This window comes from Methanosalsum zhilinae DSM 4017, from assembly GCF_000217995.1.
In the GTDB taxonomy this organism is placed as follows: domain Archaea; phylum Halobacteriota; class Methanosarcinia; order Methanosarcinales; family Methanosarcinaceae; genus Methanosalsum; species Methanosalsum zhilinae.
The window spans coordinates 863,883-882,058 of the sequence record NC_015676.1 but is presented as its reverse complement, the minus strand read 5'-3'; the positions used below and the strand labels follow the sequence as shown (position 1 = coordinate 882,058).

The following is an 18,176-nucleotide window of genomic DNA, read 5'->3' as shown; positions in this document are numbered from 1 at the left end:
AGGGCGGGTTTTAACTATCAAAAATAAAAATGAAGGAGGTGATAAAATATCCCTAGATAAATTAAAAGAAAACGAACTCGTGCAAGAGTTCGCTCGTTGCAAAGACACAGACGCCTATATCTTAATGAAAAAAACCAATCAGACATCACTGATTATATTGGTTGATATTTGTGCTGAAATTGTTAATACCACAAATCGCTGATGTCTGCAACAAACTGGATTCAGAGTTTGAGATGATAGTTGCGTATCAGTTCTCAAACTCTGTTTTGATCCAGATTGTACTACTATCAAACTTTATATTACTTTTGATAGTATATAATATTATTCTAACTAAAATATTGTGAATATTTGTTTTAGCTGTACCTAATTTAGATGTGCGGAGTCAATTTAGAATTATCATTCTGTTTTAAGTTGTTTTTGTGAATACCGTTAATTGTATGCCGTTATGTACAAAACCCTTCAAATTATCAATTTAGGATGAAAATAACATAATAAATTTTATAAAAATATAAGTCTAAACATGCTTGAAAAATAAATTAGGAGTAGAAATAATTTTAAAATGCTCCGGTCGGGATTCGAACCCGAGTCTTCGGCTCGAAAGGCCGGAATGATTGGCCGGACTACACTACCGGAGCGTATTTAATTTGCCTACATCAAGGCAGCATCACTATGCAATTTTAATATATATACTTTTCTAAATGCAAAGGTCAGCTTTCAGAATCTCCCTCATTTTTTATAATACTTGAAATCCATTCTGTTAATTTTAGACATGTTTCTGGATGACATGCATCCCTGCATCCTGCACACGGTGAAAATTCGTCTACCGCGAGAAGTAGATCACAGGAGGGCTTAGATTCATCAGATGCTTTTAGAAGATAGGTACGTGACCCATTGGAGACACCTGATTCTCTAGTGATCAGGTCCTCTTCCAGCAGTTTGGCCACTATTCGGGAACATTTTCTACTATCTATGTCCATTTCTTTCCAGAGCTTATTCTGAAAAATACCTTCCCTGTGTTTACGAATAATATTCAATGCGATTTCTTCAGCATCCATAGTAACTTTCCGAATAAACCTTTTTGTATATATCCCTGCATATACATATTTTATTCAATTGGTGTGACCAATATGATATTGTTTCCCCGCAGAACCACTGAGCCAAGAGATCGTAATCTCTCCCCATCGGATATTTCAACAGTATCTACAAGATGGAGATTGAGGTAGTCATCAGCGCTCTTTAAGACTCCTTCAAGTATATGAAGGTCCCCCTTCATTTCCACCTGAATCTTTGAACCAATCAATTTCTGAACTTTCTTATTCGGGAACAATGTTGTATCCTCACTTAAATTATTTTTCATTTCAGTTGCAGTTTCAATTGTATCTATATTTACTAAAAAGGGCACAATCGTTATCAATATATTGTTGCCAGTATATTTTATTTGAATATATAGATTTGATAAGTAATTAATTGAATTTTAAGAGTACTATAATGAGTATTTATATTATATATCATTAACTGTTAAGCAGTATCATATGAGATATACGAGATCCATTCAGGTATATCCCTGTATATTTGAACTGTTATCTGTCGATTTAGGATCTGGTGCTTTTGTTCGGGGTCTTGTGATAGGACCAAATTTTTTTTCATATTCCTGAAGATGCTGATTGAGCCATCTGGACAGTTCAAGAGCGGCAAGAGGAGACAGTATTAATTCAGTTTCAATTTGCCTTTTCATAACATGTGTATTATTTTGCGGCCCGAACCTTTGAGGTGAGTCGTTATAAAAGCTTATCCTGAAATCATATGGACTGTGACCTCCAAGTGCACCGATTGCATAGATCTGTCTGAAATCTTCAGATTTATGAATTTCTATTGTGACCTTTCTTTTATCTTTTGCACCTTTATTTTTTTCAGCCTTATCATCCATCTTATATCCCCACCTGAGGTAACTGCATAAAGGATGGCATCATTTTAATAAGTTTTGATATCATCCAATTAAAATATCAAGAAACAATTGTTGACATCACAGCTATCCTTCAATTCTCCTTCTAAGGCTATTTGCTTTCTCGTAAACATCATGCTTTGAATATGCTTTTGCCATCATAGCCACTGCATCCAAATTCCGAACAGCTTGTTCCAGATAATCAAAAATATCACTGGTATATGCTGTTATACCATACATATCTTCAAAAATATCAATTATGGCACCTGGGGATAGACCTTCCTCACGAAGTTCAAGAATCTTACATGAGAATTTACGTTCAGGACAGCCACAGTAGGGAGATTCCTTACATCCACATGTAAAAAAGTCAGTTGCAAACTCAAATAACTGATCCTGTAAAGTTACTTCAAGGCGGGAAATACTCTCCCCTTCAAAAATGATATCAAGTGAGGCGCCCTGGAAAACCCTTGATGGAAGATTGATATTAAGGGCTTTAGATATCTGAGCAGCCGACTTGAAGTGGGCAGCATCAAATAATTCCAGATTGGTTACTATCTCAATGGGTTCACGCTCCTCAAGAACTGCGTCTCTTATAAGTATACATTTTGATACTGATAGAAAATGCTGTGCTGCGATCACTCCAATTCGAGTAATTGTAAGCCTGTCGCCCTTCTGATTCAGAAAGCCATATTTCATTAATTTTCTGACATGAAAATCTATTTCGTAGCCTCCAACCATTGAACGCTGAATCTTGGCAAGATCCTTTTTGGAATCCGTTACCGCAGCAGATGCCAGGATTTCCTCCATCTGACCTTCTTCATCATACTCAATATCGATATGTTGCATCTCACCTTTAAGAAGTTTAATGGCAACCTCATCTTCAGTTTCGCTCTTATTGGAAGAATATCTTTTCTCCGGCGTCGCCAGTAAAACAACCTTGCCCCGGTCATGGTAATCCGGCCTCCCGGCTCTGCCAAGCATCTGCATAAACTCCTGAATTGATATCCATTCTATCCCCATTGCAAGAGATTCGAAAATAACCTGAGATGCAGGAAAATCAACTCCTGCAGCCAGTGCAGCAGTAGTAACCACTACAGGAAGTTTACCATTTTGAAAGCGCTCTTCGACCTTTTTTCTCTCATACTGAACCATTCCTGCATGGTAGGGAGAAGAAGATATTGGAAGAGCTTTTGATATCTTCTGACAGTTCTTTCTTGAATTGGTAAATATGATTGTCTGTCCAAGATGTCCTTTTGAAGATCTTTGAGAATATTCCTCTTTTACAAGCTTTGCCATCAGTTTGTTTTTTTGATGCTCCTGACAGTAGACAAGGTGTCTTTCAATGGGAACCGGACGGTATTCATACTCAACAATTTCACAGTTGAGTTTTTTTCCAAGAAGCGCAGGGTCTGCAACAGTTGCAGATAAATAAATAAACTGGGAGTCAGGAGATATATATTTTAGTCTTGAAATCAGCCCATCTATCCTATGACCTCTCTCCTGGTCCTCAATCATATGTACTTCATCGATAACAACAGTACCGATCTGTCCTAGTAGATCAGCTTTACCACTTCTTAGCAGATAATCAATCCCTTCATAGGTTCCAACAATCAGGTCAGATTTGAGAGTGGTTCGCATATTAGCTTTTTTTGAAGATCTTATACGCGTACTTCCGACACGTATTGATGTTTTTAAACCCAGTTCTGCATATTTTTTTGAAAACTGGTCATATTTCTGATTTGCAAGGGCAACAAGTGGAACAAGATACAGCATTTTTCCTCTGGATTTTAATGCATTATCCACCCCAGCCATTTCACCTATCAATGTTTTTCCTGTAGCGGTTACTGATGTAACCAGTAGATTTACCCCATCAAAAAGGCCCATTTCAACAGCCAAAGACTGGACCGGAAGAAGATCTTCAGATTTTCTCGAGTATAGGTTGCGAAGAGATTTTGATAGTGGTAAATCTTTGAACTTAATCTGAGATTCTGGTTTTGCTGATTGAATGGTGTCAAAGTGCGTGAATCTGGAATCAAGTTCATCAGGATTGAGGATACCCATTGTACGGTCCAGATCTCTGGTCTTTAATAACAGCTCTTCCAGATATGTGATGGTCTCTTCTCCATAGTTGCATCTCGAATTTTCTAAAAACCTATGGAGTTCTTCTTTTGCACAATCCTGGCAGATAAGTTCCTTATGGTATTTGATCGATTTTTTGTTAACAAAATTAAATTTGTTTTTTAGCAAACAAAATCTGCAGACATTTACAATATCTGCACTTAGCTGGAAATCCTTTAACATTTTTTCTATCTGTAGTCTGATTGTATCCTCACATATCTGAGATATCATGATCCGGTCAGAAATTTTTAAAAGATTCAGCAGTTCTTCTGGCGGAAGTAGCTCACCCTGTCCATTTCTGGTAACTCTGAATCTATGTGGCCTGGGTCCGGCTTTAGTATTGCTTAAAGTAAGTTCTCCTACAAATATTGGAAGATTTTTCTTATCTTTAACAGGCAAAACCACTATTTTGGATTTATCAGAAGTCAAAAGTGTCCATAAAGTCATTTATGTGACTACAATATATGATACAATATAAGTAATATTCCCATATTTAAGATCTGGAAGGATTACTCCATTTGAGTGGAACAAAAGCACTGGTTATAAAAACATTAGTCCGATTTCTGTGCTAAGAGCCAAACCTTTATTAACATATCTCCAGATATTGTAAAGTAATTGATATTATGACTTATCTTGAACACATATCACAACAAAATGGGATTTCAACAAATTACGATGATAGTCCCAGGTTTGTACTGCTGCCCACAGGAATTTCAGCACTTGACAGAAGTATCGGAGGCGGAATACCTGAAAAGTCACTTATATACTTCTCTGCAGACCCCTGTTCTATGGCAGAGGTTTTTCTATATCAATTTACTCAAGCCCGCAAAACATATTATTTCACTACAGGGCGGCGCAAAGAACATGTTCATCGGGATATAACAAACCTCGATTTTGATACAGAGAATATAACTTTCATAGATGTATACAAGGAATACTATTTCACACCCGGTGGAGAAATGGCAGATACGATAGGAAATGAGTATGTCGACACAAATATTATTCAGTTTGTAGAATACAGCCTGAAAAATATTATTGCGGATTCATCAAATGAAGAGATAAATATTATTATTGACAATTTTTCATTCTTTTTAAACCTGAGTGTCAACAGGGGTTTGATAAGAAAACTGATAAACGTTCTCTATGAAATTACCAAAGATAACAACTGCCTGACCTATCTGCTGGGCCTGAAAGGGAGTCACCCCGAAAACATGGAAAATGATATACTCCATGCTTCAGACGTTATATTTGATATATCTATTGAACGCACCACTGATAAAATAACAAGTAAACTTGTAATCCCAAAAATCCGGGGTATGATCCCGGGTACCGACATAATCAAGTTTAACATACGTGAAGGTATCCAGATCGATACATCGAGGGATATTGCCTGAGGGGTATCAAAAAAATATTATGTGCCCTACACTAAATATGGGCACCGTCCATCGACATTTTACAATTGCAGTGACGTTCTTCAGGAAGATGGGATAATGTTTGTATCAGAATATTGTAAAGCTCATGTTTGCTTTTATCAAGATATTCCAGAACCTCGTCAACTGTGAGTTTGTGTTCTCCAATACCAGATGCATAATTTGTAACAGTACATATTGATGCATAACAAAGATTGAGTTCTTTTGCAAGAATTACTTCGGGTACGCCAGTCATGCCCACAACATCACCAAATTGCTTCAACATTGATACTTCTGCTCTGGTTTCAAACCTTGGCCCCTCGGTGCATACATATATACCTTCAGTATATTCTATATCCAGATCCTGACAGCTTTTTTCAATCGCTTTTATCAATTCATCACAGTAAGGATAGGTCATATCCAGATGTACAGTTTCTTCTTCATAGAATGTACAGGCCCTATTCCTGGTAAAGTCAATAAAATCGTTCACAATAACAAAGCTTCCAGGCTTATGGTCTTTCATACTCCCCACAGAATTAGTTGAGATAATACGTTTGCAACCAAGTTCCTTTACTGCCCATATATTTGCACGATAGTTAATTTTATGAGGTGGAATATGTTTTTTTCCATAATGTCTGGGTATGAGTGCTACATACTTATTATCTAGATGAAAAAGGTAAGCTGCTGCTGTCCCATAAGGAGTCTCAATTTCTCTTAGATGAATATTTTCAGCTATATCTGTAGATCCGCTAAAATTCGTAAAGCCTACACCACCAATAATAACTGCATCTATAGCATCAATTTCTTCAATATCCATCATATCACATTATGTTCAGCTACCGTTTTACTCCTCTCATTCAAACATCCTGTTTTTTCTTATAGTATCCAGTGATATCTTAATACCAATAAGAGATAAAATAAAAGCAAGGATTATTGAATACACAAAATACTGAATTCCGGATTCTGGAGTTATTACAAACTCACCATCCAGTGTAATCGATAACAGGTACATGCTTGCACCCCAGAGCAATGATCCAACCGAAGTTATAAAAAAGGCATGAGACACTGATTTTTTAACAGGAAGTCCATTGACATATCTATCTATAACTTTTCCGGTATTTGCTACAAGACCTGCCAGTACATACCATATTACAGATGAATTAATAAATAAGGTAAATAGTGTTAAGGTTCCATAATACCATATACCACCCTCAACATAATACGCCCAAACGCTAACAACTCCCTGTACGGTGGCAATAATCCCAACCAGAACAGCAGAGAGATACGTAATAAATGTGATTTTTCCAGAATGTATTGATGATTTCATCTGATCAAAAAACAGAGCCAGTTTATCATCAAGCATGAATCCTCTATAAAGCATATATATACCCACAGCTATCAGAATACCAACTATAGCTCCTTCTGGATAATTAGCCAGAAGTGACAATGAATAAATTATAGCAGCAAGGCCTATAGGTACAAAAAATGTCTGAGATATCTTGGGGTCACTGAATGCATGTTTTAGAATGTAATATGTGCTCTCAAGATTGGCACTCTGCATCACAACAATACGTTGCACGGAATCTATTTTCACACGTGACTGAACAATAGGAACCAGTGTTTCATCTTCTGCTCCATCTGAAATAAAGATTGAACTTTTTACATCAAATTCCAGAAGCAATTCATCAAGCTGGCGAGATATATTCTGATCTGAGATTACACCTACATTTTTATCTCCGGCAAGTGAAACTATTTCAGCATCAACACCCCTTTTACGAAGATCATCAAGTACCTTGATCCCACCAAATATCGTATTGGTATCAGAATCTTCAGGATCAACAGTTGCCAGCTTTACAGCAGCTTCTATGTTATTCTCCCTTCCAATCACAGGAGTTTTGATGCCTGCCTTTTCACCAATATCATTATCCCTGTCTATACATATAACCAGTGTCTGCATTAAATCCTCATCTTTTAATTACTTTAAATAAAATATATAATTTCTGATAAAGTTCAGAAACCTAATAATCATTTATCTAGAATGATTCCTATTAGCTCTTTTGCCCATTTTAATTTCTTTTTCTTCATCAAAGATACATCAGGATCATCAAAATCAAATCCAGCCAGTGTTATGTTCAGTGCACCGAATTCATGTGCCAGAAAAACACATCTGTCCCCATCTGTAAATCCACCAAAATTATACACATTCTTTAGTGGTTCTGCCTGGATGGTACCAATAATTTTCGAAAAACTGGACAAATATCTTTTCACCGCTTCTATATTATCTCCATGGGCATGTATAACCACAATAGCTCCCCTTCTGCAGGCATCGATCTCTTTTTGCACATTACCATCAAGATCGGTTACAATGATGTGTGGCACAATTCCATGATCCAGTAGCCTTTCAGTAGCCCCATCTGCTGCAATAACAGTATATTTTTCCACATCATGAGTTCTAATGTCATCAGTCAGGCATGGTGCATTGCCACATACCAGCACATCCATGTCCTTTATCATAGACCCCAGTTCTTCAGGACTGCCAAGAGCACGGTCCTTATGTTCCTCAAGGAGCCCTGAAAGTATAGAGGCAGCCAATCTATCACGTTCAATGCTGAACCCAAAATCATCCAGTATTTGAAAGTATATTGGCTTCCATTCATCAAAATCCATTCAATAATACATCCAATTTCTGTGCATTTCCTTACCTGTCAAACAAACCTAACATTAGTCTAATGAAAATAATGAATTATTCAGTTACTGGAGACACTCCAATATTCATCGGGACTTCCTCAACTTCCCATTCCTTCACAAGATTACCTTCTGGATCTATGTCAGAACCTATTACAAGCAGGTTTGCACGCACTTCTTTTGCAATGAAATCTTCAAGGTCAAGTACAAGATCCAATACCCGCTCATCATCTATCCTGATAAAGACCTTTATATGCTCATCTACTGCAAGCTGCATATCTTTTCGCATGTCCTGGACTCTTCTGATCACTTCTCTTGAAAAGCCTTCGGATTCAATTTCCCGGGTCAGCGATGCATCAACATATACTGTGCCTTCATTGAACCTGGCACTTTCAACCATTTCAGGCAGAGTTTCCTGGAAATTCACCATATTTTCATTGATTGTGACGATATTGCCATCAGGCAACTGAAGATCAAAGTTTCCATGGCGGGTAAATGATACTTTCATTGCTGATGCATCTGCAGATTTTATACCAGTGATAATCTTACCAGCTTCACCCTTAAACACAGGTCCGATATTACTCGCTTCTGGAACAGCCTCGAGACCAAGTTCATCCCATGATTCTCTGACACCTGTTATTTCAACGTCTTTTGCATTGGACTGATCCATGAGGACACTGCTTAGATTATTTACTGCCTTCTGCACATCTTCACTGGTAGGAGAGATCACAATACGTTTAACCGGCCAGCGCAATTTTCTGCCAGCCTTCTGACGCGCATTTGATGATGCTTCTACAATCGATCTTATGATCCTCATTTGATTTTCCAGGTCATCATCCTTTAGACTCTCATCAATCTGGGGCCAGTCACACATATGGACTGAAGAAAGTGCATCCGGAGATACATTTTTCTGAAGGTTCTGATGCATCTCTTCTGCCAGATGTGGCATAAAAGGTGCAATCAGTTTTGATAAAGTAACAAACACATCATAAAGAACACGATAAACTGCCAGTTTGTCAGGATCATCGGCTTCAGTCCATGTTCTTGGCCTTATAAGCTGAATATACCATCTGGATATGTCCTCTATCACAAATTCGTTTATTGTGCGCACTGCCCTGTGCAGTAGATACTGGTCCATAGCTTGATTAACTTCGGCAATCACAGTGTTCATTCTGGAGAGAACCCACTTGTCTTCCATTCTCAGATGCTCCTGGATATTTTCAAAGGGAGTCTCTAAAGGATCAAAGTTATCAAGAACCATATATGGAAGAGGGAAGCGATATACATTCCACAAAATGTTTAGCATTCTATTAACATTTGCAACACCTTCCCAGTTGAATTTAAGGTCTTCCCATGGAGCACTGGTAGAAAGTACATACGACCTTAATGTATCTGCCCCATATTTTTCAATTACTTCCATGGGTTCAACTACATTACCAAGGCTCTTTGACATCTTTTTACCATTCTTGTCCAGTGTAAATCCATGCATAAGTACGCTTTTGTAAGGAGTTCTTCCAAATGCTACCATACTTGCTCCAAGCTGGGAATAGAACCAACCTCTTGTCTGGTCATGACCTTCAGTAATAAAGTCTGCCGGCCACCATTTGCTGAACTCCTCCTGCTCCTTTGGATACTTCAGGGTTGCCCAGGATGCTACAGCTGAGTCAAACCAGACATCAAAAACGTCTTCAACCCTTTTCATCTGGCCTCCACAAACACAGTCGATCATTATCTCATCTACATAAGGACGATGAAGTTCTACATCTTCTTCAATCTGTGCTCTGGATAGAAGCTCTTCTTTGGTCCCAATTACTTCTATGGAATCACAGTTTTTACATTTCCATACAGGAATAGGTATTCCCCAATATCTCTGTCTGGATATGCACCAGTCACGAGCACCTTCTATCCAGTCCCTGAATCGTGCAGAACCTGCCCATTCGGGAGTCCATTCTACTTTTTTGATCTCAGAGAGCATATCATCCTTGATCTCAGAGATCTTAAGGAACCACTGTACAGTAGCAAGATAAATTATAGGGGTCTTGCATCTCCAGCAGTGACCATATCGGTGAGTTATAGATTCTTCTGCAAGAAGGGATCTGCGCTCCTCAAGATCTTCCAGTATAGAATGATTTGCATCTTTAACATTGAGACCTGCATACTTACCTGCTTCTTTTGTATAGGTGCCATCAGGACCTACAGGACAGAATATTGGAAGATTGTTCTTGACACCCACATCAAAGTCATCAATTCCATGTCCTGGAGCTATATGGACACAACCGGTGTTTTCAGCAGTTACAAAATCTGCCAGATAGATATTATGTTCAAATTCAGCCTGTTTTGGAACAATATCTTCAAGGGGGTGTTTATAGGCAGTCCTGATGAGATCTTCACCAAGCATGGTCTCAATTACTTCATAATCAGCATATCTGCCTTTTCTGAGCACATCCTCCACCAGCTGGGATGCAATAATAAGCACTTCCTTTTTCCCATCAGAAGAGGTTGCAAGTACCTTAGAATATTCAAATGAAGGATGTACAGCCACAGCAATATTTGAAGGAATTGTCCACGGAGTTGTGGTCCAGATAACAACATAAGTATCCTTTTCCCCTTTTAAACTGAATTTGATATAAACAGAAGGATCCGTTTTATTCTCGTATTCTACTTCTGAGTCCGCTATAGCAGTTTCACATCTTGGACACCAATTAACCACTCTCTCACCCCTATCTAGGAGGTCATTCTTATGAGCCTGTTTTAGTGTCCACCATGCAGCCTCAATGTATTCATCACGAAGGGTCATATAAGGATCCTTCCAGTTAAGCCATGTTCCAAGTGTGAGGAATTGTCCGGTCATGTCCTCTTTCTGCTTTAGTGCAAATTCCTTGCACTTTTCTATGAAATTGCCTACTCCATAGGATTCAATATCTTTTTTAGATTTGAATCCAAGGACGCCTTCTACTTTGACCTCAATTGGAAGGCCATGCATATCCCATCCTGCACGGTCAAGTATATGACGATTATTCATTGAGTAATAGCGCAAAATGGAGTCTTTGATAATCTTGTTCCAGGCAGTTCCAAGATGGATATTTCCGGTAGTATAGGGAGGTCCGTCTACAAAAAATAATTTTTTCCCCCGGTTCTGTGCTCACGCACCTTGGAGTAAGTATCGTTCTCATCCCACAGTTTATGAACCTTCTCTTCAATCCCATTTGCATCGTATTTATCAGTGACCTCTTGTATCATTACCGGTAATCTCCATGAATAAAATTAATAGTATTCCTAATACTATAATTTGTTTAAATCATTTTTGTTTATTGCAAACCAGATCATATTTATCAGTTTCTAAAATGTTACCAAAAAAGATATACTTGCAAACCTTTAATGAGGTTAGTAACATAATTGTCTAAGTGATTAGATTTAGATATAGTCTAAAGGTGGTTATTTGAAGCTGAAATCCAGAGTGCAGGTTCGCAAATCAACAAAAAATAAAATTCTAGAAGAATTCAGGTCTCTATTTGGAGAAAAAATTGAAGGTATTAAAGACCAAAAATTTGAAACTGCGTCCTTCAATGATACCGAGCTGATTCTTATAGATGACAGCCCGTTTTTTTTAAAAGAGGCAATAAATTCTATCCCACTGTAAGAGGCGTACTTGAAATAGGTTTGGATACACACACGGTTATCGTTGATAAAGGTGCAATCCCACATATTATAAATGGTGCAGATGTTATGTGCCCTGGTATTGTTAATGCTGATGAAAACATAGGTGAGGGTGATTATGTGATTATCAAAGAAGAATCCCACAGGAAGCCACTTGCAATTGGATATGCACTAATACCAGGGTCATCCATGAGAGCAGGGTCTGGAAAGGCAATAAAAACAATTCACTATGTAGGTGATGATCTATGGAACATCAATGCCTGATCCATTAAGATCACGCAATACAACCGGCCAGCAATAGTATTAAGTATAGAAAAATACCACTTTACGCAAATATACAATGCTGAAGAATTAGATCATAAGCTTTATAAGGGCAAATATATAGAATGAGATTTCAGTAAAAATTATAAAAAGGTGCAGATAATGACCAATTTCATGAACAAATTATTCGGCAGCAGTTCAAAAAATGCAACCAGTTCAGAGGATTTTACAGAACTTGACCTGAGCAAATACGAAGAAGTAATGGATGATGAGCCTGCAGAGACCTATATACGGGTCGCGGAACTTACCAATCTCGGAGATATGCCATCTCTAAAAAAAGAAATATATGAGGGAAATATTTTGATGATTGATATATCCAACATCAAAGGTGACAAACTTCTTCTTGACCGGGCACTTAAGGATTTGAAAGAAGTAGTATCAGATGTGAACGGAGATATCGCAGGACTTAGAGATGATCAGGTTCTGGTAACTCCAACAGGAATCAAAATAGATAGATCAAAGATCGTTGGTGCAAAATATTGAACACTGAAAATCTTTCTAAATGCAATACATCTGAGGGGTTTGATACAGAGATCAATTGTCCTCTCTGCAAAAAGGAGCTTACTGCACACTGGCAAGGAGACAACATCCCCTATTTTGGCGAGGTAATGTATGTATCTGCCAGGTGTACATGCGGTTTTAGATTTGCAGACACAATGATCCTAACTCAAAAAGAACCAATGCGTTATGAAATAAATATTGATAATATCAATGATCTTAATGCAAGGGTTGTACGGTCAATTTCAGGAACCATCCGAATACCTGAACTGGGTATAGATGTGGAACCCGGATCTGCTTCGGAAGCTTATGTAACAAACGTCGAAGGAGTACTGTTAAGGGCAAAAGAAGCAGTTGAAAGTGCAATAAGGTGGTTTGAAGATGATGAAGCAAAATCTTCAAAAGGCCGTCATATAAAAAAGTGCCTGGAAGATACCATTGAGGGAAAAAGAAAACTTACACTGATAATCGATGATCCCCTTGGTAATAGTGCTATTATTTCAGATAAAGCGACCTCCAGGCATCTCAGTGAAGAAGAGTCCAAGCATCTAAGTACAGGTATGTTTATATATGATGCAAATTCTTCAGAAATTATTTCCAAAAGGTAAGATGAAGCATTGATGATCAGTGCACTTTATCTTAAGAGGGCGTCAGAGGTCCAGATCAAAAATTTAACAAGCACACAGTACATGATGCTTCAATTAAGAACGATTAGAACATATTTTAAATAGATAATGGTGGCAGTATGGGAGAAGCAGAAAAAGAAAAATCTCTTCCTGAAAAAAAAAATTCAGTGAATGGTACAATGAGATACTGAGCGTAGCAGAGATAATGGATGTACGCTACCCCGTAAAAGGGCTTTATGTCTGGTTCCCTTTTGGTTTCTCCATCAGAAAAAGGGTCTATAATATAATGAGGGAATTGCTTGACAGAGAACATCAGGAAGCACTATTTCCATTGCTGATTCCAGAAAATGAGTTCATGAAGGAAGCAGAACACATAAAGGGATTTGAAGATGAAGTCTACTGGGTCACAAACGGGGGAACCAGCCCGCTTGAAGTAAATCTGGCACTGCGTCCTACAAGTGAAACTGCCATTTATCCAATGTACAGAATATGGGTACGTTCACATGCAGACCTCCCAATGAAAATTTACCAGATTGTTAATACTTTCAGATATGAAACAAAACATACCAGACCCCTTATACGTCTCAGAGAGATCACTTCATTCAAAGAAGCGCATACCGTCCATGCCACCTGGGAAGATGCTGCTGAACAGACCGAAGAAGCAATCCGACTGTATAAAGAGTTCTACAGAAGACTTGCAATCCCTGTACTGGCATCCCGAAGACCAGACTGGGACAAATTTCCAGGAGCAGACTATACTATCGCAGTAGACGCTTTAATGCCGGATGGCAGGACCCTTCAGGTAGGTACTGCTCATCATCTGGCAGATAATTTTGCAAAGACCTTTGATATAAAGTATGAGGCATTGGATGGAGAACAGGTCTATGCGCATCAGACATGTTATGGAATATCAGAGCGCTCTATAGCTGCACTTATTTCAATTCATGGCGACGATAAAGGGCTTATATTACCTCCTGAGATAGCACCGCTTCAGGTCATAATAATACCCATTATATTTAAAAATCCGGAAGAAGTGCTTCAGACCTGTAAAGATGTAAAAAGTCGATTGGAATCTGTAGGAATGAGGGTTCAAATTGACGACAGTGACAAAAGACCAGGGGCTAAATATTATAAATGGGAAATGAAGGGTGTACCTCTCAGGATTGAAATCGGGCCCCGTGATATTAAACAAAAAGCCGTAATGTCAGTTAGAAGAGATACTGGTGAAAAGAAAAATATTCAGTTATCTAACCTTGAGAGAGATATTGAATCTTTGCTTAGGGAGATACATGAGAACCTTTACAGTACTGCAAATGAAAAGCTTGAAAACCATATTTTTAAATGTGAAAATATAGAAGATATTTGCAGTCACATAACCAGAGGCATTGCAATTGTACCATGGTGTGGAGACAATAAGTGTGGTCTTGAACTTGAAGATCAAACAGGAGCAGGAATCCTTGGAGTTCCACATTCTCCAAAATGCAGCAATGGGGCAAAATGCCCGATATGTGGGTCACAAACCCAAACCCTTGTTTACATGTCAAAAACATATTGAAAAGATATCTGGATGATTAGATTAATTTCAATGCCATTTTATCAAAATTGACAGCTATATTGTTATACTATTAAAAATAGCCAATAAACACAACAAAGGAGATTTTTATGGACTGGATAATACCGGGATGCAATCATTCTTCAAAAGAGCCTATTTTTTTGTGTGTGCTCTCAAATACAGAAACTGCATACATACCTAATCTGTCAGGAGCTGGCGAATCACCTGAAATGACTGATTATACTCCAGCAGGAGATGCTGAGCTTGTTGAAAAAGGATCAGTTACCAGTTTTGATATAATTCCAATGACACCACCATTTGGAACTCCTACCCCGGCAGTAATTACACGGGTAGCACTTGAGCTGGCCAGTATACCCCATATATTTATAAACTCGGGGTTGAAAATATTGCCGGATGTCGAACTTGTAGATATGAAAGCTAAAGCTGGACAGGATATAAGAAAAAACGTTGCAGTACATGATCCGGAAAAAATATTTGATAGGGCTTTCGAATTTGGACAAAAAATCTCCAGTAAAAGTGATCTTTTTGTGATCGGGGAAAGCATACCTGGAGGTACCACTACCGCAAAAGGTGTTCTATGTGCTCTGGGATATGATGGAAATGTTAGCAGCAGTTGTGAACATAACCCTCTTGGACTAAAGAACAGGATCGTAAAGGAAGGAATGCAGGCTTCTGGAGTCAGCTTTGGAAGCCTTAGAGATGAGCCAATGAAAGCAATCAAGTACCTTGGAGATCCAATGATGCCTGCTGTTGCAGGAATTGCAGCAGGGATACAAAATTGCCAGGTTATCCTTACCGGGGGGACTCAGATGGCAGCGGTTGCAGCAGTACTCAAACATAAAGGACTTCTCAAAGACAACATTTCAATTGCAACAACAAAGTTCATTGTAAACGATTGTTCTGCAAGTTTTAAGAAGCTTATCGATGATATTGGAATTGAAATGTATTATGCAGATCCGGGATTCACCAGCTCAAGACTTCCAGGGCTTCGAAGATATGAAGCAGGAGATGTGAAAGAAGGTGTTGGCGCCGGAGGTGCAATGTATCTTGCAGCAATGATGGGCATTTCCCAATCTCAATTACTTGAAGGTATAGAAGACCTTTGCCATAAACTTGGTAAGTTCAATGGATAATATTCAAAAAAAATGCCTTCTGGACTGACATCAAAAAGTAAAAAAAGAGATTGAAAATATAGTAGATAATGGAAATTAATTATCAAAGAGATGATAACCTGCCACATCTATTGCAGTAAACAAAGACGTTTTGACCAATGACCTGCTTTTTCAGATGAGATTTGCATGCATTACAAACCTGATTGATTTGTTTCATTATTTATCACCTCAGGCAAAAATCATTATCGAATCAATTCTTGCAGTACCATGTTTGGTCCAGTACCTGCATACATTGCAAACCTGAATTCCACCACTCTCCACGGTTTTTAACTCAGTGCTGCATTTTGGACAATTTTTTAACGCTTTCATTTGAATACCCCTACTCTTTAAATTAGATTATATACTTGAGATTAATGTAACAAATACTATTGTATATACTGTTACCAACTCCCATCTCAAATAGGTACAATATACTATATATACATTTTGTTACCACCAGTTAAATTTTTTTAATTACATTGAATAAATGACAATGAAAATCGAATGTATAACCCATAACTCATAGAAAATCTTATATTGTGTACTGACAAAATGATCAGGTGATAGTTATGACTGAAAATACAGAAGGAGTAAAAGAGGTAAAGGGATTTATGCCCAGAGCTGTCAGGTATGCCCAGAGGGTAGATGATGATTTTGCAGCAGGAATATCTGAACTGTATAAAGCCATATGGTCAGAAAGAGAAAATGGGCTGCAAATGAAAGAAAAGCACCTCATCTCATTTTCAATAGCATGTTCCAAAAACAATGCTGAAAGTGCAACCAAGATCCTTGAAAGATTAAAGAAATTTGGTGCCACACGCGAGGAAATTGAGGATGCCATGATGATAGCTACCTGGACAAGTGGTGTACAGTACTTTACTGATTTTAGTATTGTTATTCTTGAAGAGATGGATAGGCTTGGATTTTGAAGTGACCCAGAAAATATTTTTTCGTTCCGCTTTTAATTAAAACGTGTTACTCAACAGGACATCAATGAAATCAATGCTGCGAAAATGAAATGTGATTTTAGAATTCAGTGAGAATGTAATATGGAAGATGAAGAAAAGATCGATAAGAGTCTGTATATTTATGCAATTATTGCAATCATGATCACTGCACTTCTTTTTGCTTTGATGATGAGGTTTGCTGAGCAGGGAAATGCTTTCATGGTCATCCTGATCGCAGTACTGATTGGAGTAGTTGCTTTTGGAATTGCCAGAATGTTGAAACACTTCTATCTAAAACAATTATAACATTAATTTTTAATGTGCTTTCCATACAATATCATCTTATTCAACTACTCCTACCTTACGCAAGGAAACTCCTGCTCTAAAAGTTGAATTATAAAATTTTTTCAAAAAAAAGATTAAAGAACCGTCAGGTTTCCATATTAAGAAGTTCCAGCATTTCTTTATAGCACTCTTCAAACAATTCAGGGCTGCCATTCATTTCAACAATTTTAAATTCAAAAATGGATGCAAATTCTTCAACTTTTTTATCAAAATCTTTCTCATAGTTCAGGCCAGTATTGATTTTACCTACAGTGTTGTAGCCGACCTGTTCAAAAACAAATTTAGATGTTGCATCATCATAGGGATCCTGGCACATACCAGCCGACCTGGCCAATTCTCTCCAATTTGCAGCCCACATGGGAGTCAGGAAAAAAGTTCCAGATCCCCGACAGTTTTTAAGGGTCCTTAAATATTCTTTTCTTCCACCAAGAGTTGCCCCAATACAATCGTCTACAATAACTCCATCATTATCTCTGAGAATTTTTACCGGATAATCGCAGGACTCAAAATCTTCCTCAACATTTACAAGAACATTTCCACAAAGACCATACAACAAAAATATTCCATTACAATACCCTGCCATATTTTCTATGGTAGAATAAACAGTCTCCTTAAGGTCATCAGGATATGCATGCAGAGCAAGTTCAAGTATATTAACTACCAGAACAAAACCATTTCCAGAATTTTTTTCCAGATAATCACTTACATCAGAAGCATCTATTGCAGCATAAACAATACCTTCTTCCTTTAATTTGTTAATGAACCCTGCAGAATCATCGTTCTCAATCACCACCACTTCATCCGGAGATGGCCCGTTTTTAATCAGATGTACAAGTTCATCTTCAAATATCTTACATAATATTATCCCTAATGTTGACGATTTACTGGATTCCATTATCATTAA

Annotated in this window: 17 protein-coding genes, 1 tRNA gene and 2 pseudogenes; 9 read left to right on the top strand and 11 right to left on the bottom strand. The window is 37.9% G+C overall.

Annotated features, from left to right (window positions below):
* Positions 1-560: 560 nt before the first annotated feature.
* The 5 genes from MZHIL_RS04090 to MZHIL_RS04070 all read right to left on the bottom strand — a co-directional run bounded on the left by MZHIL_RS04090 (position 561) and on the right by MZHIL_RS04070 (position 4,507).
* Positions 561-635: transfer RNA gene (locus MZHIL_RS04090), tRNA-Glu, on the bottom strand.
* A gap of 72 nt (positions 636-707) precedes the next feature.
* Entirely contained in the window at positions 708-1,055 is a 348-nt protein-coding gene (locus MZHIL_RS04085) for a helix-turn-helix transcriptional regulator (RefSeq protein ID WP_013898105.1), read from the bottom strand.
* A gap of 50 nt (positions 1,056-1,105) precedes the next feature.
* On the bottom strand, positions 1,106-1,414 hold the full coding sequence (locus tag MZHIL_RS04080; RefSeq protein ID WP_013898104.1) for an LSM domain-containing protein: 309 nt from the start codon (positions 1,412-1,414) through the stop codon (positions 1,106-1,108).
* 138 nt (positions 1,415-1,552) lie between these two features.
* Positions 1,553-1,927, bottom strand: a complete 375-nt coding sequence (locus tag MZHIL_RS04075) for a DUF3467 domain-containing protein (protein WP_013898103.1) — start codon at positions 1,925-1,927, stop codon at positions 1,553-1,555.
* 102 nt (positions 1,928-2,029) lie between these two features.
* Positions 2,030-4,507, bottom strand: a complete 2,478-nt coding sequence (locus MZHIL_RS04070) for a DUF5814 domain-containing protein (RefSeq protein WP_013898102.1) — start codon at positions 4,505-4,507, stop codon at positions 2,030-2,032.
* A 176-nt stretch (positions 4,508-4,683) separates the two neighbouring features.
* On the opposite strand from MZHIL_RS04070, the gene MZHIL_RS04065 reads away from it, so the two are divergent.
* On the top strand, positions 4,684-5,454 hold the full coding sequence (locus MZHIL_RS04065) for an RAD55 family ATPase (protein ID WP_013898101.1): 771 nt from the start codon (positions 4,684-4,686) through the stop codon (positions 5,452-5,454).
* Positions 5,455-5,485: 31 nt separating this feature from the next.
* Here MZHIL_RS04065 and MZHIL_RS04060 read toward each other — a convergent pair whose 3' ends face one another.
* The 4 genes and pseudogenes from MZHIL_RS04060 to ileS form a co-directional block, all read right to left on the bottom strand.
* Positions 5,486-6,289 (bottom strand): MTAP family purine nucleoside phosphorylase, encoded by an 804-nt coding sequence (locus MZHIL_RS04060; RefSeq protein WP_013898100.1) that lies wholly within the window; start codon positions 6,287-6,289, stop codon positions 5,486-5,488.
* A 33-nt stretch (positions 6,290-6,322) separates the two neighbouring features.
* The gene (locus MZHIL_RS04055) at positions 6,323-7,426 is read right to left on the bottom strand and encodes a DUF373 family protein (RefSeq protein ID WP_013898099.1); all 1,104 of its coding nucleotides are present in this window, start codon (positions 7,424-7,426) and stop codon (positions 6,323-6,325) included.
* A 68-nt stretch (positions 7,427-7,494) separates the two neighbouring features.
* A complete protein-coding gene (locus tag MZHIL_RS04050) occupies positions 7,495-8,136 on the bottom strand; it encodes a 6-hydroxymethylpterin diphosphokinase MptE-like protein (RefSeq protein WP_013898098.1) in 642 nt (213 codons plus the stop codon).
* 76 nt (positions 8,137-8,212) lie between these two features.
* Positions 8,213-11,394, bottom strand: a pseudogene (gene ileS / locus MZHIL_RS04045) (isoleucine--tRNA ligase).
* 199 nt (positions 11,395-11,593) lie between these two features.
* Here ileS and MZHIL_RS10885 point away from each other — a divergent pair.
* The 6 genes and pseudogenes from MZHIL_RS10885 (at position 11,594) to cobT (ending at position 15,962) form a co-directional block, all read left to right on the top strand.
* Positions 11,594-11,794 carry a hypothetical protein gene (locus MZHIL_RS10885; RefSeq protein WP_342626840.1) on the top strand — a complete coding sequence of 67 codons (201 nt, stop codon included), beginning with the start codon at positions 11,594-11,596 and terminating at the stop codon, positions 11,792-11,794.
* A 14-nt stretch (positions 11,795-11,808) separates the two neighbouring features.
* Entirely contained in the window at positions 11,809-12,075 is a 267-nt protein-coding gene (locus MZHIL_RS10880; protein ID WP_342626847.1) for a PUA domain-containing protein, read from the top strand.
* A gap of 159 nt (positions 12,076-12,234) precedes the next feature.
* Positions 12,235-12,615 carry a cell division protein SepF gene (locus tag MZHIL_RS04035; RefSeq protein WP_013898096.1) on the top strand — a complete coding sequence of 127 codons (381 nt, stop codon included), beginning with the start codon at positions 12,235-12,237 and terminating at the stop codon, positions 12,613-12,615.
* A complete protein-coding gene (locus MZHIL_RS04030; protein ID WP_013898095.1) occupies positions 12,612-13,238 on the top strand; it encodes a ZPR1 zinc finger domain-containing protein in 627 nt (208 codons plus the stop codon). The genes MZHIL_RS04035 and MZHIL_RS04030 overlap by 4 nt, the downstream gene beginning before the upstream one ends.
* A gap of 137 nt (positions 13,239-13,375) precedes the next feature.
* Positions 13,376-14,811: pseudogene (gene proS / locus MZHIL_RS04025) on the top strand (proline--tRNA ligase).
* Positions 14,812-14,918: 107 nt separating this feature from the next.
* Positions 14,919-15,962 carry a nicotinate mononucleotide-dependent phosphoribosyltransferase CobT gene (gene cobT, locus MZHIL_RS04020; protein WP_013898093.1) on the top strand — a complete coding sequence of 348 codons (1,044 nt, stop codon included), beginning with the start codon at positions 14,919-14,921 and terminating at the stop codon, positions 15,960-15,962.
* 207 nt (positions 15,963-16,169) lie between these two features.
* Here cobT and MZHIL_RS10485 read toward each other — a convergent pair whose 3' ends face one another.
* Positions 16,170-16,310 carry a TFIIB-type zinc ribbon-containing protein gene (locus tag MZHIL_RS10485; RefSeq protein ID WP_157209631.1) on the bottom strand — a complete coding sequence of 47 codons (141 nt, stop codon included), beginning with the start codon at positions 16,308-16,310 and terminating at the stop codon, positions 16,170-16,172.
* 239 nt (positions 16,311-16,549) lie between these two features.
* Between MZHIL_RS10485 and MZHIL_RS04015 the strand changes: the two genes are divergently transcribed.
* Together MZHIL_RS04015 and MZHIL_RS04010 are read left to right on the top strand one after the other, a co-directional pair.
* Positions 16,550-16,909, top strand: coding sequence for a carboxymuconolactone decarboxylase family protein (locus tag MZHIL_RS04015; protein WP_013898092.1), 360 nt, complete (start codon positions 16,550-16,552; stop codon positions 16,907-16,909).
* A 120-nt stretch (positions 16,910-17,029) separates the two neighbouring features.
* Positions 17,030-17,233: a hypothetical protein gene (locus MZHIL_RS04010; protein ID WP_013898091.1), complete on the top strand. Its 204-nt coding sequence runs from the start codon at positions 17,030-17,032 to the stop codon at positions 17,231-17,233.
* Between the two features lie 124 nt (positions 17,234-17,357).
* Here MZHIL_RS04010 and MZHIL_RS04005 read toward each other — a convergent pair whose 3' ends face one another.
* The gene (locus MZHIL_RS04005) at positions 17,358-18,167 is read right to left on the bottom strand and encodes a DUF1638 domain-containing protein (protein ID WP_157209630.1); all 810 of its coding nucleotides are present in this window, start codon (positions 18,165-18,167) and stop codon (positions 17,358-17,360) included.
* Between the last annotated feature and the right edge of the window lie 9 nt (positions 18,168-18,176).

What these genes read in the sequence shown, in the direction of transcription:
- MZHIL_RS04085 (WP_013898105.1), bottom strand. Translation starts at nt 1,055, where the DNA reads ATGGATGCTGAAGAAATCGCATTGAATATTATTCGTAAACACAGGGAA.
- MZHIL_RS04075 (WP_013898103.1), bottom strand. Translation starts at nt 1,927, where the DNA reads ATGGATGATAAGGCTGAAAAAAATAAAGGTGCAAAAGATAAAAGAAAG.
- MZHIL_RS04070 (WP_013898102.1), bottom strand. Translation starts at nt 4,507, where the DNA reads ATGACTTTATGGACACTTTTGACTTCTGATAAATCCAAAATAGTGGTT.
- MZHIL_RS04065 (WP_013898101.1), top strand. Translation starts at nt 4,684, where the DNA reads ATGACTTATCTTGAACACATATCACAACAAAATGGGATTTCAACAAAT.
- MZHIL_RS04060 (WP_013898100.1), bottom strand. Translation starts at nt 6,289, where the DNA reads ATGATGGATATTGAAGAAATTGATGCTATAGATGCAGTTATTATTGGT.
- MZHIL_RS04055 (WP_013898099.1), bottom strand. Translation starts at nt 7,426, where the DNA reads ATGCAGACACTGGTTATATGTATAGACAGGGATAATGATATTGGTGAA.
- MZHIL_RS04050 (WP_013898098.1), bottom strand. Translation starts at nt 8,136, where the DNA reads ATGGATTTTGATGAATGGAAGCCAATATACTTTCAAATACTGGATGAT.
- MZHIL_RS04035 (WP_013898096.1), top strand. Translation starts at nt 12,235, where the DNA reads ATGACCAATTTCATGAACAAATTATTCGGCAGCAGTTCAAAAAATGCA.
- cobT (WP_013898093.1), top strand. Translation starts at nt 14,919, where the DNA reads ATGGACTGGATAATACCGGGATGCAATCATTCTTCAAAAGAGCCTATT.
- MZHIL_RS10485 (WP_157209631.1), bottom strand. Translation starts at nt 16,310, where the DNA reads ATGAAAGCGTTAAAAAATTGTCCAAAATGCAGCACTGAGTTAAAAACC.
- MZHIL_RS04015 (WP_013898092.1), top strand. Translation starts at nt 16,550, where the DNA reads ATGACTGAAAATACAGAAGGAGTAAAAGAGGTAAAGGGATTTATGCCC.
- MZHIL_RS04010 (WP_013898091.1), top strand. Translation starts at nt 17,030, where the DNA reads ATGGAAGATGAAGAAAAGATCGATAAGAGTCTGTATATTTATGCAATT.
- MZHIL_RS04005 (WP_157209630.1), bottom strand. Translation starts at nt 18,167, where the DNA reads ATGGAATCCAGTAAATCGTCAACATTAGGGATAATATTATGTAAGATA.